The organism is Pseudomonas sp. NBRC 111133, assembly GCF_001320605.1.
Classification (GTDB): domain Bacteria; phylum Pseudomonadota; class Gammaproteobacteria; order Pseudomonadales; family Pseudomonadaceae; genus Aquipseudomonas; species Aquipseudomonas monteilii.
In genome coordinates this window covers 51,228-73,491 of sequence record NZ_BCBJ01000045.1, presented here as the reverse complement: position 1 = coordinate 73,491, position 22,264 = coordinate 51,228, and the positions used below count along the sequence as shown (strand labels likewise).

16 protein-coding genes and 1 other RNA gene are annotated in these 22,264 nt (G+C 55.2%); 7 read left to right on the top strand and 10 right to left on the bottom strand.

Going from position 1 to position 22,264, the window contains the following annotated elements; translation table 11 throughout:
* Positions 1-9: 9 nt before the first annotated feature.
* Entirely contained in the window at positions 10-267 is a 258-nt protein-coding gene (locus tag APH36_RS09860; protein WP_060498470.1) for a hypothetical protein, read from the top strand.
* A gap of 337 nt (positions 268-604) precedes the next feature.
* On the opposite strand, the gene APH36_RS09855 is transcribed toward APH36_RS09860, so the two are convergent.
* Both APH36_RS09855 and APH36_RS09850 read right to left on the bottom strand, forming a co-directional pair.
* The gene (locus tag APH36_RS09855) at positions 605-2,308 is read right to left on the bottom strand and encodes a LeoA/HP0731 family dynamin-like GTPase (protein ID WP_060498469.1); all 1,704 of its coding nucleotides are present in this window, start codon (positions 2,306-2,308) and stop codon (positions 605-607) included.
* On the bottom strand, positions 2,308-5,553 hold the full coding sequence (locus APH36_RS09850) for a DUF726 domain-containing protein (protein ID WP_060498468.1): 3,246 nt from the start codon (positions 5,551-5,553) through the stop codon (positions 2,308-2,310). Before APH36_RS09850 ends, APH36_RS09855 begins: the two co-directional genes overlap by 1 nt.
* An 884-nt stretch (positions 5,554-6,437) precedes the next feature.
* On the opposite strand from APH36_RS09850, the gene APH36_RS09845 reads away from it, so the two are divergent.
* The gene (locus tag APH36_RS09845) at positions 6,438-8,642 is read left to right on the top strand and encodes an AIPR family protein (RefSeq protein ID WP_218187322.1); all 2,205 of its coding nucleotides are present in this window, start codon (positions 6,438-6,440) and stop codon (positions 8,640-8,642) included.
* A gap of 339 nt (positions 8,643-8,981) precedes the next feature.
* Here APH36_RS09845 and dcm read toward each other — a convergent pair whose 3' ends face one another.
* Complete coding sequence (dcm, locus tag APH36_RS09840; RefSeq protein ID WP_232535921.1) at positions 8,982-10,436, bottom strand: DNA (cytosine-5-)-methyltransferase; 1,455 nt, start codon at positions 10,434-10,436, stop codon at positions 8,982-8,984.
* A 265-nt stretch (positions 10,437-10,701) separates the two neighbouring features.
* On the opposite strand from dcm, the gene APH36_RS09835 reads away from it, so the two are divergent.
* The 5 genes from APH36_RS09835 to APH36_RS09815 all read left to right on the top strand — a co-directional run bounded on the left by APH36_RS09835 (position 10,702) and on the right by APH36_RS09815 (position 16,016).
* Positions 10,702-11,163: a very short patch repair endonuclease gene (locus tag APH36_RS09835; RefSeq protein WP_060498467.1), complete on the top strand. Its 462-nt coding sequence runs from the start codon at positions 10,702-10,704 to the stop codon at positions 11,161-11,163.
* Positions 11,164-11,307: 144 nt separating this feature from the next.
* A complete protein-coding gene (locus APH36_RS09830; RefSeq protein WP_060498466.1) occupies positions 11,308-12,936 on the top strand; it encodes an ATP-binding protein in 1,629 nt (542 codons plus the stop codon).
* A 2-nt stretch (positions 12,937-12,938) separates the two neighbouring features.
* Entirely contained in the window at positions 12,939-13,763 is an 825-nt protein-coding gene (locus tag APH36_RS09825) for an HNH endonuclease (RefSeq protein WP_060498465.1), read from the top strand.
* Complete coding sequence (locus APH36_RS09820; RefSeq protein ID WP_060498464.1) at positions 13,756-15,579, top strand: DEAD/DEAH box helicase; 1,824 nt, start codon at positions 13,756-13,758, stop codon at positions 15,577-15,579. Before APH36_RS09825 ends, APH36_RS09820 begins: the two co-directional genes overlap by 8 nt.
* Positions 15,576-16,016, top strand: a complete 441-nt coding sequence (locus APH36_RS09815; RefSeq protein WP_060498463.1) for an EcoRII N-terminal effector-binding domain-containing protein — start codon at positions 15,576-15,578, stop codon at positions 16,014-16,016. The genes APH36_RS09820 and APH36_RS09815 overlap by 4 nt, the downstream gene beginning before the upstream one ends.
* Positions 16,017-16,041: 25 nt before the next feature.
* Here the strand turns inward: APH36_RS09815 and APH36_RS09810 are convergent, their stop codons facing one another.
* The 7 genes from APH36_RS09810 to APH36_RS09780 all read right to left on the bottom strand — a co-directional run bounded on the left by APH36_RS09810 (position 16,042) and on the right by APH36_RS09780 (position 22,229).
* Positions 16,042-16,335 carry a hypothetical protein gene (locus APH36_RS09810; protein ID WP_060498462.1) on the bottom strand — a complete coding sequence of 98 codons (294 nt, stop codon included), beginning with the start codon at positions 16,333-16,335 and terminating at the stop codon, positions 16,042-16,044.
* The gene (locus APH36_RS09805; protein WP_060498461.1) at positions 16,332-17,312 is read right to left on the bottom strand and encodes an integrase domain-containing protein; all 981 of its coding nucleotides are present in this window, start codon (positions 17,310-17,312) and stop codon (positions 16,332-16,334) included. Before APH36_RS09805 ends, APH36_RS09810 begins: the two co-directional genes overlap by 4 nt.
* Positions 17,290-17,649 (bottom strand): hypothetical protein, encoded by a 360-nt coding sequence (locus APH36_RS09800; protein ID WP_060498460.1) that lies wholly within the window; start codon positions 17,647-17,649, stop codon positions 17,290-17,292. The genes APH36_RS09805 and APH36_RS09800 overlap by 23 nt, the downstream gene beginning before the upstream one ends.
* On the bottom strand, positions 17,633-19,030 hold the full coding sequence (locus APH36_RS09795) for a YfjI family protein (protein WP_060498459.1): 1,398 nt from the start codon (positions 19,028-19,030) through the stop codon (positions 17,633-17,635). Before APH36_RS09795 ends, APH36_RS09800 begins: the two co-directional genes overlap by 17 nt.
* 966 nt (positions 19,031-19,996) lie before the next feature.
* Entirely contained in the window at positions 19,997-21,253 is a 1,257-nt protein-coding gene (locus APH36_RS09790) for an integrase domain-containing protein (protein ID WP_054573639.1), read from the bottom strand.
* Positions 21,254-21,440: 187 nt separating this feature from the next.
* Positions 21,441-21,839: a transfer-messenger RNA gene (gene ssrA / locus APH36_RS09785) on the bottom strand.
* A 99-nt stretch (positions 21,840-21,938) separates the two neighbouring features.
* Positions 21,939-22,229, bottom strand: a complete 291-nt coding sequence (locus APH36_RS09780) for a hypothetical protein (protein ID WP_060498458.1) — start codon at positions 22,227-22,229, stop codon at positions 21,939-21,941.
* Positions 22,230-22,264 lie beyond the last annotated feature (35 nt).

The following is a 22,264-nucleotide window of genomic DNA, read 5'->3' as shown; positions in this document are numbered from 1 at the left end:
GATATGAGCATGACAATGCCGGAAGTGGTTGCGACGGGGGCCCTGGTGTCGATGGGGATCATTCTGCTGGTGCTGATTCAGCAGGGGTTGAGGCTGGGGGAGCTTGGCAAGAAGGTACAGCACTGCCAGAAGGATTTGCGCTGGTTGCAGATTTGGGAGATGGAGAACCGTGAGCTGAGGGCGGCGGTGCGGGCGGAGCGGGAGCATGTGGCGCAGTTGCGGCGCAAGGTGGAGTTGTTGCAGGGGGTGATGCCGGTTGGGCAGTGATGCTTGGTAACGTTCTATAGGAGTAGGCATTCATGCCGATAAAACCAAAGCCCTTCACGCTGGTGTGTGAAGACTGCAACTGGAAGAAGACTATCGCCCCGCGTAGCGATGCATTGAGGCCGAGTGAATGGTTTATGGTGTGCCCGCGGTGCGGTAGCACCGGTTTGAAGATGCGAGCGGCGGGGTGGCTGGAGGCTGCTGTAGCGGAGTTTTTGGCGCGGCGAGGGGCTAGCTGAATAGCGGGCAAGGAAGACGTTGGGAACGGCGGTGTGCGTCCGCTTGGTAACCAGCCGTGTTTGTAGTGTGCCCGCTGCATGCAGCGGGCATCTGAGGCGGGTTAGCTCAACCTTTTGAATTCGGCGTCGATGGCTTCTGCCTCATTGCGCCATGCCAGGAACCGCTGCTGACGGACACGGCTTTCATCTACGTTGGCCTGAAGTTCCTGGCGGCGCGAATTGAGCTGCAGATAGTCGGGGAAGAACTTTTCTTTGAAGCTTTCGGAGTTCACCAGGTCAAGGAAGTCCTGACGCTGTTGTTCGAAGTTGCTGACGATGTTCGCAACAGACTTCTTGAATGCCTCTTCGCGCTTGTATTGCTCCCAGCTATCCCAGGCTTCGAGCGCTACGCCTACGAAGGCCAGGGCCCCGTTGGCACCTTTGGCGAATTTCACAGCACCCCACGGCTTGAACTTCAGGTATTTGCCGATATCCATGCCTACCGTCTTGGCGATTGTCGTGATGCCATCGCGCGCGGCCAATACCGTAGTGTTGCTGATAAGGTTGCCTTTGAGCACATGGTTGATGCCTTGTTTGCCCAGTGCCTTGACCGTGGTATTGAAGTGGTTGACCTCGCTGTCGAAGCCAACTTGCATCTTTTCAACTTCGAGCGTGATCGATTGGGTCTGGCGGCTGAATTCGTTTTGCAGGCGGGTGGACACGATGATGCCTTCAGCACCGATTTCACGCTCGAAAAAGTCGCCGAAGGTTTCCAGGCTGGAACCTTTGGCTTGAAGAATCAAGTCAGAGAAGTAGCGCGTGGCGAAGTTGCGCAGGCTGATGCGCGCCTCTTCGATCTGCTGCCCGGTCACGGCCAGTTGATTGACCAGACGCGTGTTGAGTTCTTCAAGCCGGCCAACTTCCTGGGCAACCTTCTCGTCGTTCTCGATGGCAACAGGCAGTTGGTTGTTGAGCACGTCTCGGATTACGCTGGCGCGCATCTCGTTGGCCAGTGCGGCGCTGCCACCGTTCTGCTGGATCTTGCCAGTGGTGGCCGTCTGCAAGGTAGCGATATGCGACAGCTCCTTGAACTGCTCAAGGTTGGCCAGCCAGTGCTCCACGCCCATGTCGAAGGGGTTGGCAGCGACTGCGACGATGGACAGTTCGGCTTCTTCCTGATCGGTCAGTCCGATCTGTTCGCGAAGGCGACCTGCCACGTTCTTGCGTTTTACCTGCAGGTTGGACTGGTAGTCCTGCTCGTCCTCTACATCGGCAACTTCATCGAAACGACTGAGGACGAAAACGGTACGGGGCAGAAGGTCCAAGGTGCGGAACAACCAGGTCAGGTCATCCTTGTGGCTTTCCTTGATGGGGTTGGTCGAGTTCATCACGTAAAGCACCAGGTGCGATTCGCTCACGTACTTTTTGGTGATGTCCTTGTACTTTTCGATGGTGTGCGTTTCGGCATTCTCCTGTTGCTTGAAACCAAACAGCCCGGGGGTGTCGATCAGCACGAAGTCTTCGCCGACCTCGTAGACTTTCACCTCATTGGAAGACTCCTGGTGGCTGATCTTCATGCTCGACCTGTCCAGTTTTTCCATCCAGGCCGCCGCAATGGAGGTTTTGCCTTCCGAGAAGCCGCCAATCAACGCGACCTTGAGTTTTTCACCGGACATGCTGTTGATGACATTCTGCAGCTTGCTGATTAACGCAGGGTCAATCGGTATACCCGCCTGTGCGCCCTGTGCGAGAAAACCTTGCAGCCTGTCGAGCAGTGTCAGCGCACTTGTCTGTTGGGCCTTGAATGTCTTTAGGGTGTTTTCCATTACAGATTTCCTGCGATTTCAATTTGGCGAGAGAGGATTTTCAGGCGGTTGGTCGAGCGAGACAGTGTGTTCACCTGGTTGGCAGCCTGTTTGGCCGGAGCTTCCAGCGCAAGGTCGAGTTGCTCGATCGTCCCTTGCATATCCTCCAGGGCGCTATCAAGGCTCTCGCGCAACGTGTCGCTCAGTTGCTCGGTGGCGCTGCGCAGGTTTTTATCAGTGGCCTGACGCTGCTGTGACTTCTTGTAGTCCTTGTCGATTGCGCTCCAAAGCGCTTTGCCGACCGCGATCAGGAAGGTAAGTGCTGCCCCACCAGCGACCCACAGGCTGGCACCGCCAGTGAACGGTGCTGCTGCGATCCCCACAAGGCTGGCCAGCAATCCCATGACCTTGATGCCGTTATCGATTTTTATGTTGAGGTTGAAATGCTCGTTGAAGCGCAAGCTACCCAGCTTTGCGTAGCTTGTGGTCAGCTCTTGAGCATGTTTTTCGAAGCGTTTGAGAATATCTTCGGCCGCCTTTTGGAACTTGCCAACTTCAGCGTTCACGGCGTCGGGCAGTTTTTCGCTCAGCTGATGCTTCTGGTCTTCGAGTGCTTCGGCCAGGGCGCTTTTGAAAGCGTCGTTGCTGATATTTTCTTCGATCTGCGCATACACACTGTTACGCACGTTGCTGGCGAACGTGTCGATCAAGGTTTCGCCACTGGATTCCAAGCGTTTTTTCAGCGCTTGGAAGCTACTGTTCAGCTGGCTTTTGGCACTTTGCTCTTCTTGAGAGAGCTTTCTCGACAGCGCGCCCAAGGTTTGCTGCACGCCTGAAAGCGTCGTGGTGGTCTGGTTAAGCACATCATTGGCTTTGTTGAAGTTCGCCCGGACGATCTTGGCTTTGCCGTTATGGATTAACCGGTCGCCGAGCAGTTGCAGGAAGGCGCGCAGTCGTGACTTTTCCAGCAACTCGTCAGCGCCGAAGTCTTCAAGCGCTTTGCTGCGCCGTTTGGCATTCTGTGACCCCGGCGCGAGGTGATCGGTTGAAGCAAGAAATGCTGGCAGCGCGCTTAGCGGGAACACCTCCTGATAGTGTTTGCCAAGCTGTTCGCCCATCTTCTCGTCAAGCCCGGTAAGGCTGATGCGTTCATCGTCGGAGATCAACGGTCGGTTACCCAGGGAGTGCTTGGGGCTGGTAATTTTCTTGTTGAAAATGGTCCAGACCTCGGTTTGCGCCCCCAGGTGATGCTTGATTTTCTCCAGTGTGCCTTGATGCTGCCCATCGCCCGTTTGAGGGGGGGCGGGCTGGTTGGTGACATAGAAAACGGCGTGAGCGGTTTGCACCGCGCGCTCAATCTGGTCGAGTACCAAGCCTTCCTTTCCTTCGATACCTGGTACGTCCAGCAACGCGAATGGCTGGCCGTCCAGCTCGAACTCATAGCGCTGTGTCGTTCGGGTGTAGTCGGCTTGGCCGTCACCGATGATTTCACCATCGGCATGGAGCTGCAGTTGGGCCACCAAGTCCGCCAATTGGCTTTCATTTTCAAGGCGCTGCTGCACAAGTGCCTGATGCTGTTGTGTTGCCTGTGTCTGCTGGGTGGCAAGCGCCGCACAGGCTTGGTCACGTGCTGTCGTTACCTCTACCAACTGCCGTTCCAGCGTAAGGCGCTCTTGGCTTGTCTTCTGCTGTTCGGCGTTAAAGGTCGCGGCAGCGCTATCGCGTGCTTGAGTGGTTTCGGTCAGCGACGCGGTGGCTGCATTCAGCTCGAGCTCTTCCGGCATTTTTCTGAACAGGCCCAAGAGCGTTTGCCAGAGCGAGGCGGTACTTTTGCGTGTGGCGAGCAGCGTATGCAGTCGGGTGACGGCCGATAATGCGTCCTTGTGCGCTTGCTCGTGTTGTTCAAGTGCAGCGCCAAGCCGTTGAGTCAGCTCATTGGCTTTTTCATTGGCTTGGTCGAGGGCGCTTTGGGCCTCGCTGAACGGCAGTTCAAACTGCTGCCTCGTGGCATTCAGCTGTTGCGTCAGTTCACCAAGGCGCGCTTCGGCTTGCTCAATGTCCTGTTGCAGGCGCTGCAGGTTTTCTTCCGTCACCCCATATTGCTCGCGCAGCTTGCGGAATGCCTGCTGGCTGGCCCGCTTGCCAGGCTCCTGAAGCAGGATGCGCAAGGTTTCGATAAGGGTGGATTTGCCCGCGCCGGTTTCGCCGTAAAAGGCGATGGTGAACGTGTTCCACTCTGCGTTCTTTTCCAGCTCGGCGAGTCGTTCATACAGCGCGGTGCGATGCTGGCCAAGACGCTGGAGCGCCTCTTCGCGTGCCTGGTTCAAGGCTTCGTCGTCCGAGGCATTTTTCAGCTCAGCGATGATGAGTGACAGTTCATCGTTGATTTGCTGGTAAACGTCACGTGGGCTGTTCAGTTCAAGTTTCATCGTGTTTGCTTTGGCGGGTTGTGTAAGCACGCGGGTTGGCTTTTTGGCGTGAGCGGATGGTTGAGCGGGTGCCGGGGAAGGCGGCAGGCCTGCTTTGAAACGTGATTTGCTCAACACCTCGGGCAGCCGCTCCCAGTAATCGGTGTGGCCGAAGTCTTCCATCTCGATGCTTTCGAAGTGCTCGACCTCGTTACGCCCCAAGCAGGTTTCACCCACGTTCAGCAGCAGGGTCTTGTCTGCTTTCGAATAGGCATTGATCAACCGCCCCTGAAGCACGCCGCGCATCTTGCGTGCTTCGATGGCCGTGACCTCGACCGCAGCTGCCATCAGCAACACATCGTTGATGGCCAACTGCTGCCGTTTGGAGAAGTTTTTGAGGGTACTGATGACCAGCCGGCCACCGAGCGAGTGGCCGATCAGGTTGATGCTCTTGATGTGGGGATGGTGGCTGCTCAGGTACGCCTGGAGTTGGTCCAGCAACACCGCGCCCATGCTTTCCGCGCGTGCACGGGCCTGGGTGAAGTTGCCCATCCGATCCTTGGCGAGCGTTCCCACAAGACCTAGAGAGCCCATGGAGGCACCGGTAAAGGCCGCGCCGGCATTCAGGCCTGCTGCTGCAAGCTTCCAGGCTGAGGATTTGTCGAACCGAAAGATGTGATTCGAAGGCCAGAACGCGAAGATGTTGGTGTAGTGCGTTAGCTGCTCGGGAATTCTGTCGAGCAGGAGCTGCTTGTCTTCATCGGTATGCCCGGCGCTGTAGCCGTGGATGAAGATGTTGGCTTCTGTGGTGCTGGAGCCGGCAGAGCGTGCGCTTTGGAAGCGGAAAGGTTGGGGCATGGGTACTACTCCTTATCCACGGTCATGCGGCTTTGCGAGTAGCGCCTGTGGGGAGAAGTGGTGCGCGTGCTTTGGGGACAGGTGCCTGAGGAGGGAGTACCTGGGGGTGGGCATCGCTACGTCCTTGTCTTTTTGAACGGGGTGGCGATTGTTGACGCCATTTATGTGGCGAATTTACCTTGTTTTGATGGCGGTTTGCCATGGTTGTGGGGGGTAAGGCTCGGGCAGGGGGAATGCAGAGGGGGTAGTGATGCAGTTGGGTGGGCTTCGCGCTGAAGGTGGCAAGAATGGTTGGGCGGCGCGCGGTAAGTGCCGGGGTGAGCTGAATATGGCGCGTAACCTATTAATTTTTATGGGTTTTTATAATTGTTTTATTTGTTGGGAATACCCTTTGGAATGCTTTGTTCATTTGCCATCCTCTGAGATCTGATGCATCGGGCAGATCAAATCACAGATTATCCAAGTTGGTGGTTATGCGGTGGCCTGCGACCTGCTCAGGCAGGCGCGTTTGACGCTTCGCTTCTCGGCGGCGTATGCAGCCAATTGCTCAAGTGCGTACTGGATTTCATAGCGGCGCCGGTCGGTAGGTGGCCGACTCTTGGCTGCTCAAGTAGTAGCGCATAGCCCGGTCCGTCATGCCGAGTGCGGTCGCTACTGCTTATTGGGTGATGCCTGCCGTCTCCGGAAGGCCACGCAGGTAGCAGGCAGCCTGAGCCTAGGTACAACAGGGGTCTTAGTCCGAGTAAAAGCTGTTGAATTTCCAATCTGTATAACATAGTCTTGCGATGTGCTAATAGTATATCGATAGGTTGGCCGTTATAGGTTGTCATGTCGAATATGAGCGCCAATATTGTTTGCTGGCACGACATGCAGGGATGATAGAAGTGGATAAGTTTTCAGGTGCGGAAGAGGCAGTTGCGGGTTCATCTTCGTTGAGTATTGATCTTATAAAAGATGTCTTGGCATCTGAAAAAAATAAGTTGGCGGAGTTTAATTTAAGTATTTGTGCAGATGTTCAGCGTGATACTGAATACTGTGGCGAAGCCGATCTGGAAAAAGATGCGTTCTTCTACCTGATGACAGAGCGTCTGGAGGCGGTTGGGGAGATCGAAACCTCCGAACGTGCATTCATTGATGTTGTGGTCAGCAATAAGACAATTAGAGTGGATGGCAGTGGCGGTGACCCAAGAGACACCGATGGCGTTTTGAGTCTAATTGTTTCGGAGTTTCATGGAAGTGAATTGAAAACGATTAATGCACAGGATGCAAAACGAGCATTCGGATATCTGAGGAATTTCATTACATTGTCATGGAAGTCTGATTTCCGTATGTCGCTACCCCCCGGTAGTCCGGTTGCCGGGCTTGCATCCACGATAGCCGAAGCATGGAGTGCGACAACGAAAATTAAACTAATTTACGTGACAAATGCAAATTACAGTGCTCGCACGGATGCGGTGACCGCAGGGGAAATCGGAGGGGTTTCCGCTACTTATAATGTTTGGGATTTATCTAGGCTCTATCGTTACGAAAACTCTCTGCAGGCGCGTGAGGTGCTGAATATAAATTTTCGCGACGCGTTTGGAGGGGCGATACCAGCTTTGGCAGCTTCCAACGGTGGTGGAGAGTTAGACAGTTATCTTATGGTGATCCCTGGTATCCAGCTTGCGGAGATCTATGAGAAATGGGGCGCAAGGTTGCTGGAGTCTAATGTCAGGAGTTTTTTGCAGGCAAAGGGGAAAGTAAATAAGAATATTCGAGATACCATAAAAACTGATCCGGCGCTGTTTTTTTCGTATAACAATGGGTTGTCGGCAACCGCTGATAGTATAGAGCTAGAGAGCTCAGGAGTCGGCGGGAGTCAAGTGGTATCGATAAAGAATCTGCAAATCGTGAACGGAGGGCAGACTACAGCCTCTATTCATGCTGCAAAACGCATAAGCCCTGATGCGTTGAAGGAAGTATATGTTCAGATGAAGCTTACAGTTGTGCCGTCTGCAAGGGCCGAAGAGCTTGTGCCTAAAATTTCTGAGTTTGCGAATAGCCAAAACAAAGTAAGCGCTGCGGATTTCTTTTCAAATCACCCCTTCCACATCCGCATGGAAGATTACTCCAGACGCACTCTCACGCCAGTCGAGAGTGATTCTCGCGATACGAAATGGTTTTATGAGCGCGCTCGTGGGCAATATCTCGTGGAGCGAACAAAACGATCTGAAGCAGAAAGAAAGCGATTTGATATCGAGTATCCAAAAAATCAATTTTTTACCAAAACTGATTTGGCAAAAGCGGAGTTTAGTTTTCAGGCGCTTCCGCACGTTGTAAGTAAAGGCGCTCAAAAGAACTTTTCTGATTTCGCCAAAGATATTGGTGCGCAATGGTTGAAGGGGGAAGGGTTTTTTAATGAGTTGTGGTACAAGCGTCTGATAGCAAAATTAATCATTTTTAGATACTTGGAGAAGCTAGTTCCAAGGCAGGAGTGGTATCCAGGTGGCTATCGCGCAAATATTGTTGCCTATGCTATCGCAAAGTTGTCGTCGGATGTCGCGGAAGAGGGGCTTTCGATAGACTTTGACTCCGTGTGGCGCAATCATAGCGTCTCGTCAGATTTAGAAAGTGTACTGTTAAGTGCTGCAAAATTTGCAACGGCTGTAATTATGCATCCCGTACATGGATTGACAAATATCAGTGAGTGGGCAAAAAAACAGGCTTGTTGGGAGAGTCTTAGAACTACGGCGGTTACCTATGGTGCTTCACTCGCACGGTGCACTGTAACTCTAGCCGAGCTAAAGTCCGCAGAACAGGAACAGAAGCGAGAAGAAACTATAGTTTCCGGTATTGAGGCGCAATCACAGGTAATATCTTTAGGAGGGGAGTACTGGGGGCGATTGAGGGCATGGGCCCGAGATAAAGCTCTTATCTCTATAAAGGAAGATGGAATCTTGAAAGTCTGCGCCGTTATTCCAAACCGGTTACCATCCGAAAAACAGTGCGTCTTCGCGCTCAGGACATTAGAAAAATATCGGAACATTGGTTATCGGGACGAAGATGAGCCTCACCGAATCAAAATCAACAAGTGGATACGCGAACACTGATCTATGAGTGGCGTCCCAATTAGCGCGCCTCCCCTATAGGGTGGATGTTATACCTGCGGGCGAATATCCGCTTCTGATATAGCTTGCGTGGTTGTACATGTTGCCGCTTGCATGGAGTTGATTCCCGTTTCCAGCGTAACGCTGACACATTCAAACAGCCACTTTCCAGCAGTGGCAACAGCTCGTGAAGGAGCGAGTAGGGCAGGTGCGGTTGCGGGATCAATCGTGCACAGTCGGCAAAGCAATATTTGGCCAACTGAAGTACCCGATTCGGCGCGGGAGTATAACCAAGGCGTGATACTCCCTTTCTAGGCGACTGCAGTTCTGAAACTGTGACAGTTAGCTCGGAAGTGCCATTTCCAGCTGCGGTCTTTCCACGTCCTGGACTTTTGCCTTGGCAGCCAGGATGCGGTCCTTCATCATTCGTGCCACCGCCTCGAAAACAGGAACCGCCACGGAGTTTCCAAATTGACGGTAGGCCTGAGTGTCCGAGACAGGAATCACAAAGTTGCTCTCACCTGGTTTGTCGAAACCCATCAAGCGTGCACATTCATGTGGTGTGAGTCGGCGCGGTCGGTTCATCTGGTTCAGCTCACTATGAAACTCAAGTTTGTCCGAGAATCCGCGATCAACTAGGATTTCGGAGCCGTCCTTGTGGTAGCGGGCGGAAAGCGTACGGGCCACGCCATTGGGGCCGGTCAGGCCGAAACCGAAACCATTGCCCTTCTCCTTGTGCTTCTGGGCGTACTTGTAGAGGTACTCCCATAGCTTGGGTGTGAGGATGTACTTGCTGTCTACATCCTTGTCCAAGAGATCCCCAAACGAGGGTCGTTGCGCTGGCTGGTGCTTAACGATGTCCTTGAGCGTAAAGCCCTGATGGACGTTCAGATCACGTCTGAAGCCTACCAGCACGATCCGCTCGCGATGCTGAGGCAGAAATTTCATGGCATCGATGACCTTTGGATCGGCGCCCTTGGGAGCATTTACATCAGCCACCTCGTAGCCGAGCTCATCCAGAGCCTCGCAGATAATCCGAAATGTATTGCCCTTGTCGTGACTCTTAAGGTTCTTCACGTTTTCAAGGAGAAACGCTGCAGGACGCTTGGCCGCAATTATTCGGGCGACATCGAAGAAAAGCGTACCCTGAGTCTCGCACTCAAACCCATGCTTGCGGCCCAGCGAGTTTTTTTTCGATACGCCCGCCAACGAGAATGGCTGGCAAGGGAAACCTGCCAGCAACACATCATGATCTGGTACTTCGATATCAATATTGCGGTATGCCTCGTCCTCGCTGATTTCAGGCCTGTCGGATAGTGTCACCGACCTGATGTCTAGGTTGAAACGATGGCGAGTTGGATCGCAGTAGTGATTGGCTTTGTAAGTACGTACCGCATACTTGTTCCACTCGGAGGTAAACAGGCACTCGCCACCGATCGCCTCAAAGCCTTTGCGAATGCCTCCGATGCCAGCAAACAGATCGATGAACGTAAAGGTGCGTTCGCCTTCGATCTTTCTCGGCAGCAGCGCACTTAGACGCGAATGCTCAACGTAGGAGAGCTTCGGCGATGCCTTGCCCTTGTGCCAGCGGTTGATGGTCTCGCGGCACCAATGCCCTGGGCTCGCTTCGTTGAGGATTCCTGCCAAGAAACCCTGATCATAGATCTCGAGCAGTTGCTGCAGCAGCACCAAGTCGTTCCCGGTCTGGCTGGCGGGTCGATCCGCCAGCGGACTAGTCGCGTCTCGGTAAAAAGGTTGTTCATTTTCGACGCAATTCATAAAAATCTTCTGGGTCATATCTGTGACGAGATGTCACTATACTATCCCAATATCCCTAGATGTGAAGCAATTTTTGGAGAAACCTTCAGGAGCAAAAATCTACCTCAAAGACCTTTTCATGTATATGCATACAGTATTTTCCTCTTCAAATTGCTGTTACTCAATTGGCCCCTGATCTCGATTGGTGCCTTACTCAACGCGGAAATCTGATACCTGCATCGTTTCCTGAACCCTGCAGAACGGGCGGACCAAATGTACATCTCTTCACACGTATGGTACTGACATGGACACGGTGGATTCCGCTACTCGCTCCAAAATGATGTCTGCCATACGTGGCAAGGACACTGGCCCCGAAATGGTCGTCAGGCGTTTCCTGCATAGGCAAGGTTACCGTTATCGTATCCATCGTAAGGACCTTCCCGGCAAACCGGATATCGTGATTCCTCGTCTGAAGGTTTGCATCTTTGTTCATGGGTGCTTTTGGCACCGTCACCCAGGCTGCCGTTTCGCAACGACCCCGAAGACGAGACCCGAATTCTGGAGCGAGAAATTCCAGAAAAACGTGACGAGGGATCTCGCCAACATCAATGCTCTCGAAGCTGCAGGCTGGAGTGTTTTGATTATTTGGGAATGCCAGCTGAGGAAGGGGCCCGAAACGTTGAGCAGGCTGGAGCAGAAGCTTCGTCTGTTGTCGTGCGTTAAGGCTGCGCGTGGAAAAGCTGCCGCGCCATCACCCGGCACCTAGTTCGGTGGATACTTCATGCAAAGCTAGGAGAGTGAGTTGGCCTGCGGTGGCTAAGTGCAATTATACTGGGTCGAATTTTCGTCTGGTGCAGGGTCTCGTGGCGCTGGGACTTAACGGTAGAAGCCAAGATAAAAGGATTTCGATGTGAATGATTTGATCAATGAGCCCGATGCACCCCGTTTGATTTTCGGTCTGAGGGATACAGGCTACAATTTCAGGACTGCGGCTGCAGACATCATCGACAACTCCATTGCCGCCAAGGCTGACCAAGTCAATGTCGAGATTACCCTGCGGCAAAATGGCCGAAAGCTTGTCTATTTCGGCGACAACGGAGACGGCATGGATGCGCAGGGCATCCACCGGGCCATGCGTTACGGAGCTCCGGAGCGTGAAAATCCAGAAAGCCTTGGCAAATTCGGGCTTGGTCTAAAGACAGCGTCCAGCTCTGTCTGCCTCAAGTACACACTGATTTCCCGTAAGGGTCCGGACCAGGAGCTGGCGAAGCTGGCATGGGATCTTGACTACGTTGCCCAGCAGAAAAAGTGGGAGATGCTCAAGGAGCCGGTTACCTCGGATGAGCAGGAAATGTTCGAGGAGCTGTGCGGTGCCAAAGGCACCCTTTTGATCTGGGAAAAGTGTGACAGGATCCTGACCAAGGATTACGAGCCCGGCTCCGTTAGGGAACGGGATGCGATTAACCGGCTTGCACAAAGCCTAGTCAAACACCTATCGCTCGTTTATCACCGATTTCTTGACAAGACCGACGATCGGGAACACAACGTGTCCATATTCGTCAATCAGATCCCGGTCGATCCTTGGAATCCCTTTTACCCTGCTCGCTCGGAGCAGGTCCTTGCCGAGAAGAAGCAGAAGCTTCTAGTGGAGATGCCAGACGGCTCGGAAGAGGTTGCGAACATCCGGGCATGGATTCTGCCCCACCGCAGTGAAATGACTAAGGACGAGGAAAAAACCTATGCGCGCATATCCAACCGAGCCCAAGGCTTTTACGTCTACCGTGAAGGTCGCCTAATTCAGGACGGCAGCTGGATGGATGTCTTCGGAGCAAATGAGCCGCACACCTCGCTGTTGCGGATTGAGTTCGACTTCGGCCACGAGCTCGATGATGCCTTCCGGATTGACGTGAAGAAGTCCCGGATCCTATTCCATCCGGACCTTGAGGAGGGCCTGAAAGAGCTGCTGCAGCCGATCTACCGAGAGGCGGAAAGACGTGCCAGAAGGCAGAATCGCGAGCAGACCAATGTCCGTCAGATCGACCACACCAGCGCAAACAAGAACATTGCAGACACGGGCAGCGCCAGCAAGGCTCAGGTGACATCAGTCGACCCTACAACCCAATCGGCAATCATTTCCAACAATATGGGCTCGAAGATCAAGCTCAAGCTTGCCGTCCAAAGCAATGTGAGCGCGGATACCGTGTATGTCGATGCGGTGGAAGATATTAATACCGGAGAGCTTTGGCAGCCGGCACTGCGTAGCGCCGGGGAAAGCGGTCATATGCCTGCAGTACTGCTGAACAAGCATCATGATTTCTACCAAAAGATCTACAAGCGTGCCGCTGCCAATGGTTTTGCGGTTGAGGGCATGGATCTGCTTCTCTGGGCGTTTGCCGCTGCAGAGCAAAACAATACAAACGAGGAGTTGGAGCCCATTTTCGAGGATATCCGCAGCGAAATTTCGAACAACTTGCGCAAGCTCCTGCGTAATGTCGCCGATCCTGCTCCGTCTGACCTGATGATCGAAGAAGAAAACTGAGAATGATCGCAGGGAAGAAAGATCTGATCCTGAGGGAACTGGAAGAGGGAACGGGGGCCGATATTGCCGCTGCAGTCGACAAGAGCGGGCGTCGATCAGGGCTGCGTATATGGTTCGGAGATCTTGACCAGAAGCACGGCCCGGTTGCTGAGCTAAAGCCCTATGGCTTGAAGGGGCATAGTGTCGGTCTGTCGTTTGGCAGCTTCTCAGGAGAGATAATCGGACAGATCCGCAGAGCTTCCTCGGAGGATGTGCAGCTGGCGCGTGCTTTGATCGCCTCGATCCGATCAGATATCGCGGTGGAGATCTCCGGACAGAGCATCTCCGACTGGACTGTTACGTCCGGCTCTTTCCGAATGACTGCACTAATCCGGGATCAGGACCATCCACATGAGGACGTTGCGATCATCGCCATCTGTCGCGACGTTATTGTTCCCATGATGGCTGCAATGGCTGAGCTCATTGGATACGACGTCATCGAGGAGGAAATCGATGATGAGGTTCCGGCCTTCGAGGGTGCCATTCTTAAGTCAGTCGTGCAGCGAAGGGAGCGAAATCCGCGCAACAGGCTTCTGTGTATCCGCATCCACGGAGAGCGCTGCGTGGTCTGCGGACTCGAGCCGCGACGGGTTTACGGGGAGGCGGGGTCAATAATCGAGGTCCACCATCTTGAACCGGTTGCATCGCTTGTTGAGCCACGTCCCTATGACCCACGTACCGACCTGGTACCACTTTGCCCCACCTGTCATCGGGCGCTTCACACAAGGCGCCCAACACCATTCGGCATCGAGGAACTGAAGGCACTGAGGAGCGGTTGCAATGAGTGAGCCTGTCGAACTTCCAGAGACCTTCGAGTCACTGCAGGCAAACCCACCGAAAGGTCTCATGCTTTCGGATCGCCTGATCGAGCCCGTAATCATCATCGGCAAGGCTGGGGACAACATTGTCGCGCGTCTTGGTGGTGTGCGCCTGCTGAGAGGAAACCGATATGTGTATCGTGCTCCCAGCAATCGCCATGCATGGGTCATGGACGGAACCACTGTTCGGCCTCTTCCACGAGATGCAGCCATCCTTTTCGAGAAGATGCTGAATGGGTCGTCTCCCGACAATCTTTCATACAGCCAGGCAATCAGCCTTGTCCGCGACTCTGATGAAGCCATGCGGGTCGAGGCCGAAGAGGGATTTCTCTTGGCTGGAAGAACCGCTGCCGAAAATCTCGACAGCGAGATAACAATCCCGGGGCTTACGGCAACGCTGTTCCCCTACCAGTCGCGTGGCGTCCGTTGGATGTGGGACACCATAAGACATACGGGCGGGTTGATCCTTGCCGACGAGATGGGGCTGGGGAAAACCCTTCAGATCATTGCCTTGTTGCTGATGGACCCGCCAAAGGCGGAATCCCCTGCCCTGATAGTCTGTCCCACCAGCCTGATTGCCAACTGGGTACGTGAATTCGAGCGCTTCGCCCCTGGATTAACGGTGATGGTTCACCGGGGGGGCAATCGGGCAGGCATCTATCGAGAGCTACAGCGGACAAGTATCGTCGTTACAACCTACGACACAATGGTCAACGACATTTCGATCTTCTCGTCGTTTGAATGGTCTTGGGTAATTTGCGACGAGGCTCAAGCCATCAAAAACCCGGACTCGAACCGTAGAAATGCAGTCACATCGATCCCGCGCCGGCGAACCATTCCAATGACCGGCACGCCAGTGGAAAACAGTCTCCTTGATTTGTGGTCACTGGCTGACTTTGCCATTCCTGGCTTGCTGGGGTCGAGACGAGAATTTGAGGCAGCGTACCCGGACAGCCTCGAATCGGCGCAGGCCATTGGGCGTTTCACGGATCCGATCATCCTCAAGCGTAGAGTGGCTGATGTAGCGAGTGACCTTCCGGAAAGAATTAATATTGATCTGCCGTTAGAGTTAGACGATTTGCTAGCCGATCATTATCTCATGGTACGTGCCGCTACCTTGGCCAAGTACCCTATAGCGGGAGCTTTGGTTGCTACGCTCCAGCTACAGCTAGTCTGCGCACATCCTTGGCTGCGGCAGAATGAAGACGACGATGACGACGACGGGGATGAGTCTGGCGTCCTCCGTTCAGCTAGGCATCCTCTCATGACCCCAAAAATGGAGCGTGCTGTAAGCCTGCTTCGTGAGGCATTCTCTAACGGGCGAAAGGTAATTGTGTTTGCGCTGTTCAATAGGATAGGCGACCTGTTGATGGAGGCAGTCCAAAATCTTCCCAATGCCTACTGGGGTGCGATCAATGGATCGACTCCCCAACAAGACCGCCAGGCAATCATTGACGATTTCTCAAATCACGACGGGCCCGGGTGTTTGGTGCTGAACCCTAAAGCCGCTGGTGCCGGTCTGAACATCACTGCTGCTACGGTTGTAATCCATTTCACTCCAGTGTGGAACCCTGCGCTGGAAGCACAGGCTAGTGCGAGGGCACACCGTCGTGGCCAGACACAGCCCGTGACCATCTACCGCCTTTTCTACAAGGACACCGTAGAGGAAGTGATGATTGACAGATCACTCTGGAAAAGTGAATTGGCGAACGAAAGTGTTCCGGTTTCGTCCAGAGATGCAACCGACTTGAAGCGGGCCTTAGAAATAACTCCGGAAAGATCATGACTAACAGAACCTTCAGCAAGAGACTCAGTGCCAATGACGTCGGCTCCACCGGCGGCCATCAAGGTGGCATCCTCGTCCCACGAACAGAAGGGGAGTTGCTTACATTTCTGCCCCCTCTGGACCCCGCTGTCAAGAATCCCGACGCTTGGATCGAGTGTGAGGACGAAACGGGTACCGTACGAAAGTTTCGTTTCGTTTACTACAACAACAAACTGCATGATGACGGCGGGACTCGCAACGAGTATCGCATTACCTACATGACGAAATACTTTCGCGAAGTAGGAGCTAGAGAAGGCGAGGAGCTGGAGATATCGAAGAGTGGGACTTCGAGCATCTACAAGATCCGCGTAGTGCGTACTATAGCCCCCGTAGACAATCAGGAGGAGAGTGACGGCGTTAGGATAAAGATCAAGTCAGCCTGGAGGCGGGTCCACTGATTTAAGTGGCCGTTGACTTTAAACGCTACGATTGAATGTTTGGGCGAGTCAGCAATTCTCGAGCGTTTCCTAATCGCTTCCAGATTAGTAGGGCCGTGCGCCGGTAGTAGTACCTCGTATCATCGGAATGCCCCTTCAGGTGGTCGTTCAGGAACCAGCGCACATGCTTGAGCTGCCAGGTCCATGGATTGCCTCGCTGCCATCGTTGTTGAATGGCCGCTTGCATGATTCGGGCTTGCCGTATGTGGCGTTGCTGCGTGACTTTCGAGCCGGTCAGTACGCCGCTCAGGAACAGCGTCATATTGAACGGCTTGCTCACGCACGGCCCCCAATGTAGGCCGACACCACATCGATCCGTTTATGCCCGAGCTCCATGCCGATTTGTTTGCGCGCCTGTTGATCAAGATCACGGTCAATACGATAACAATGACCGCCATTGACCGGCGTGGCGTGGCCAGTGAGTTGCTCATAACGCTCGCAGGCGTAGGCCGCTCGCAGTTCATGAAAGCCCTTCAGCCCTTGTTGATGCAGCGTTTCGCGGGCGGGGAGTACAGTCTGTTGCAGGAAAACGGCGTAGCTTTCGTCTCGGGCCAGCAAGTTGCGGCTGCGAGTCGGCGATGCATGACTAGCCAACTGCAGCGCTGCCTTGACATCTTCATTGGCTATAACCCATCGCGGCGCTGAAGCGCCTGAGCGGCCGCCTTTGGTACCGTCCTGAATGTTTATGCGACCTAAATGTTCGGCTTCGTTTTGCAGTCGTGGCAGGTCCGCCAGGATTGCTTCGCGTAGACGCATACCGGTAGTCCGGGCCAACATGATGATAGCAGCCACCCGTTCGTGTTGGTCTTCCACCAGCGACAGCGCCACTCGCTTTACGTCCTGATAATCTTGGCCGTCCGGCACACGGGTGCGTACGTTGGAGCGGTGTTGTCCCAGCGCCTGGCTTGGGCTGATGACTCTCACGTCCTGATCACCGCGCAGCGCGGCGAGGGTTCGGTTAACGCTGCTCAGGCGGTTTTGCGCGGTGGCGATGCACAGTTCGCCTTGCTGGATCTGCTGGCGCAGGTATGCGACGTAATCCTCCAGCGTCTGTCGATCAATCTGGCGTGCATCGTTGTAACCGGGGCCGCCCTCCGATCGGCACCAGCGCACGAAGGCTTGCCAGCGATCGCTGTGTGCTTTGACGGTGGCGAAGTGGCCGCCGGCAAACAGATCTTCCAGTGCCTGTCGACCGGCGTAGCTCAGTTGGCGACCGTAGCCAAAATTGCGACCGTCACGCCGACCGACCAGCGCCATTGTCTTCACCTTGATCGTTGGTTCGTAGGAGCAGCAGCAGGGCTTTCCAGTGGGGGCCGATGGTGTCCAACTGTCCCCAGTGTGCAGGGCGGATGAGGAGGGCATTTTCGCTGCGTTGCAGCAAAGCCCCTTCGTCTCGCAACTGCTCGATGAGCCGAACGAGCTCGATTGACTCAGATGTTGGAGTGGCGACAGCGGCGACACTGGCGACAACCCCCGCCGTACCTGGATTGGCACGTGGCGACAAAGTGGTGACGGTGGTGGCGACACGCCGTAGCTCGGTCGGGGAGTGATGTTGCGCCCGATAGCGGCGTACGGCCTCAGTGAGGCGGAACATGGCGCACCTCGAATGTCTTTCCGTCGGTGTTCAGCCACCGATGATCAATCAATATCACCAGCAACGCGGCGGTGTGTGGGGTGCTTTTACGGGCAAAGCGAGGGCCTTTGCGCGTGAGGTCACGGATGTTGAAAGGAGGCCAATTCTTCTGTACCAACCAGCGCAGCAGGCAATCTGCCTCTGCGCGAAGCTTATTCAGTGGTTCCTGTTCAGTCAGCCGCTGATTCTCGGCCAGGTAGTAATCCATCAAGGTAGAGGCGCGCTGAATGTGCACTTCTTCCAAACCAGTCGACTCCTCAACCACCGCCATCACACCGGCCATGCGTAGAACGTTCGCGGCGGCTTTGCCCGCAGCAGCTTGCACGTTGACCAGCTCACCGAATTCCCCGGACTCGCATTCAATGGTGTCGTGAATGGCAATCCAAGCCTCACGGGCGCGGGGGCTCAACTCCAGGACCGCAGGGTTGAGGCCACCATCTTTATGGCGTGACCAAGGCTTCTGCATCAGCGCGGCGATGCGCTGATGGTACAGGTGCACCTTTGGATCTCGGGTCAGGTCGATGGCTTTGTACAGGCGGTGTCCAACTAGGCGCTCGGGCCAACTGATCAGGCAGCGCCCCAGGATGCCTTGGTCCTTGATATCAGCGTCTTGAAGCAAGCGGTCGGCCAGGCGGGGTTGCAGCATCAAGTGCATGCTAAGGCGGCGGTCATAGGCACGCAGACTTTCCCCAGCCATCGCGCGCGCGCGATCAATCGGGCTACCGTCCCACAGCGTCGACAAATGAGTGATCGCCTTGATCATGTTGTCCTTGCTCATGGTGCTGCCGCCCAAAAACTGCCCGCCTTCATCGCTGAACAGCCCCATGCTCGGCAAACCATGGCAGAGGCTTTTGACCAGGCCTTCAATGGTCGGCTCAGCACTGAGCAGTCTCGGTTGGACGGGGTCAGTTTGGGCGTCCAGCGCTAGCTGTGCTGACTTTTTCGAGGTTGGCGATTTCGCGGTGAGGCTCATCGCAGCTCGGTGCGCCTTGATTTGTTCGCCGTAGGCGATCCACTGCTGTCTCTCCCAGTCGCGTACGGCCTGCAGCGCAACATGGTCCACCGCGCTTTTGCGATCACCCGAGCAAGCCACCGTCAGCAAGTACAGCGACAACGGATAGATTCGGCCGTCGAGGTGAACATTGGCGTGCGCCTGGCTGGCCAGAGCTGCTGTGGCCAGAATGGATTGCGCGGCCATGGCGCAGGGCACGCCGATCACATCTGCCATGCGTTCCACGGCAGGCCCCAATAGATCGCCCAGCGCCGCGACCGGGTAGGGTAGGGGCGGAATCTGCTGTTCCAACAAGGGGCGTGGTGGCCCTTGTACTTCGCGCAGTTGCATAGCCGTCCTCCATAAATTACCGATCTCTCCCTCACGTCATCCCGCCAAGAATGCTGAGTGTTATCAGGGATCAAGGCCCCTGCGACCTGTGAGGGTGTCCACTGACGCGGGACTGGCGGCTCCTTACGACCAGGAGCAAGGGCATCTCATGATCTGGCCTCCTGAGCACCGTTACCGGTGGGCGGGTGGAGGCTGCATTGGCTGACGAGACCAGTGCCGCGAGATCCTGAGCCATGTGCAAGCAGCACTGCGATGACCGGGGCATGCCTGACTGTCAGTCAGGTGCAGTCCATTCCCTGGTCTGCGGCACCATCATCTACAGCGCTGTTGCTGGTGACATCGGCGTTTGTCACGCCGATTGTCACGAGGGGAATTGCCGCAAAGCCATGTGCGATGAGGGCTGCAGCAGTGGTAGGAGCGCCCGTCTCTTTTCTGGAAAAAGAGACGGGCGAACGGTTGGCGCAAAACGTCGGCCGAGTAGGTTCGTTGCTGCAGGGCTAAAGGGTTAGCGGGCAGCCGCACTAGGCGGATTGTTTAGAGGGCGTCCATCATTCTGGCGAATGACCGTGCGAGCCTCCGGGCGCGAATCGCACTTTGGGATGAACCACCGGGTTAGCGGCATGACCTTGAAGGCTCTGGTCATCTGGGGTGCTGCCTAAGGCAGCGCTTTGAATCTTCGTTCTATCGGTCACCGCGGCACGGGTCAATTGGTGACGGGCGCATGGAAATGCGCCAGATTCCGCCTCTGGCGTGCTTTGGAAGTCGGTGGGTGTCAGTGGCAGAGTGGCCGTTTGTCGCTTTTCTAGTGTTAGCCCGTGAGCATGGGGATGCGAAGCCTCCCCATGCTCACGGGCTTAGCCGGAGAAGCCAAAATCGAGGTGAGTTGGCGACTGTCGCCATCCGCTCAGGCGGCAAGGATGTATATGGCACGCGGTCTGTCGCCAGTGTCGCCGTTGTCGCCGTGCCCTATCGGATGGGTACTACGTTCCGATCCCTAGCCACATTCATCGCGCTGGCCGAGAGATTGCCCGTCGACGCCTTCAGAATGTACTCGCTCCACCAAGCCATCATCGGCCGCCGTCGCTCTATGTAGTCGGCTCGGTTGTAGGCACTGCGCACCTCATCCTTGTCGACGTGCGCCAGCGCCACTTCGATGAGCTCCGGGTCCCACCCATGTTCATTCAATATGGTGCTGGCCATCGAGCGCATGCCGTGGCTGACCAAGCGGTCCTGGAAGCCCATGCGTTTCAACGCCATGTTAGCGGTCTGGCTATTGGCATGAGTACGAGGATTTCGGTCTGCCGGGAAGACGTATTCTCGATGACCACTGTGGGACTTCAGTATCTCCAGCAATGACATGGCTTGATCGCTCAACGGGATGCTGTGCGGTCGGCGCTTCTTCATCCGCTCCGGCGGGATGGTCCAGACACGCCTTTCAAAATCGATGTCTGCCCAACGAGTAGTCGCCGCCTCGGCTGGGCGAGTCATGGTGTGCAACTGCCATTCAATCAAGCAGCGGGTGGTGCGCTTGATGCTGGCGTTCGCAATTTCCAGCATGAGCTCAGGAAGCTCCTCGGGTGGAAGTGCCGCCATGTTTTCTTTCTTCGGTTTCTTGAACACCGCCCGAATCCCGCTGAGCGGGTTCGCGAAGATCATTCCCGAATTGACCCCGTAGGTCATGATCTCGTTGAGGCGCTGGCTAAGCCGCTTCACCGTTTCCAAGCTGCCTTTGGCTTCGATAGGGCGAAGGATCTTGATCACCATCGGTGCACTGACTTCCGAGATTGGAGTCGATTTCATGCTCGGAAAAACGTGCAGCGTGAGTGAGCGCCAGATGTCCTCAGCATAAGCCGGCGTGACCGAGTCCTTTTTCAACTCGAACCAGGCGCTAGCTACTTTCTCGAACGTATGTTCTGTCTCGGCTAGTTTGGCCTGCGCGAGATCATTGCGCTGAGCTTTGGGGTCGATCCCCTGGGCAAGTACTTCCCTAGCTTCAACCGCTTTTCGCCGAGCTTGCGCCAGAGAGACCTCGGGATAGGAGCCGAGCGCCATGTTGATTCGATTCTTGGTGACCGGATGCCTGTAGTTGAAATTCCACTGCATCGAGCGGTTGACCCGGACTCGGAGCTGGAGCCCGTCGCCATCCGTGAGGACGTAGTCCTTGTCTTTGGGCTTGACCGCCTTGAGCTGGCGGTCTGAGAGTCGAGCTGTTTGAGCGCACATGGGAGAGCTCCATGACACCTTTTGGTATTCCCAAGATTAGCCCCAGGTAGGCTGGAATACCACCGGGAATACCGGGGTGGCTGGAACTCAAAAAACCGTTGTGGCCCTCAAAAGAGCAGTAAACCCTTGATTTCACTGACTTCCAGGCACAAAAAAAGACGTCCGTGGACGTCTTTGTTTGATCATTTGGTGGAGCCGGGGGGATTTGAACCCCCGTCCGCCAGTACTCCGCTGTCGGTACTACATGCTTAGCCGTGTCTACTGATTTAATCCGCAGCCGCCCGACGGGCAGGGTGCTTTGGATGAGTTGTGTAAGTTTTAGTCACTTCGCCCACAACGTGCTACGCGACGATCCTGTTCTGTATGACAATCAGTTCGGGTTTACAGGCATCCCCTAGTGATTGCTGGAGCCGAAGCTACCAGAAGCAACGGGTCAAGAGGGCCGCTTACGCAGCCAGCTTGTACTCCGCGCCGTAGTCTTTGTCATTGGCAACTATAAAAGTTGCAACAGTGGATTTACGAGTTCTGTTACCAACTCGGCATGCACCTAGAGTTTCGCTACCGGCGTCGAATCCTAATCGGCCCCACACTAGCGCTTGGCTAACGCACCTTACGGCACGTGAGGCGGAGTATACGCCATTACGCGGGCGACGTCGACAGCCGGTCTGGTCGCCCGCTTTCAGGGTTACGCACCACCGCTGCCGGTGCCGCCGCCTTTCTCGGTTTTCTCCAGGCGCTCCAGCACTTTGCTGGTGATGGCGATGCATTCCTTGGTGTCGCCAGAGGCCTGGGCGGCCTTGGCTTTGTCGACGTGCTCGGTGATGGCCTTGTCCAGGCCTTCGGAGGTGGCGCCGGCGGTGGCCATGCTGTCGTCGATCTTTTGCAGGTTGGCGGTGCAGAGGTCATCGGCGGCAAACACTGGCGAAGCCAGCAGGGTGGCGGCCGCGAACAGGGCCGAAAGCGCGGTACCTTTCATGGGTGTCTCCTCTGGGGCCTCTGGAAGGTGGGCCT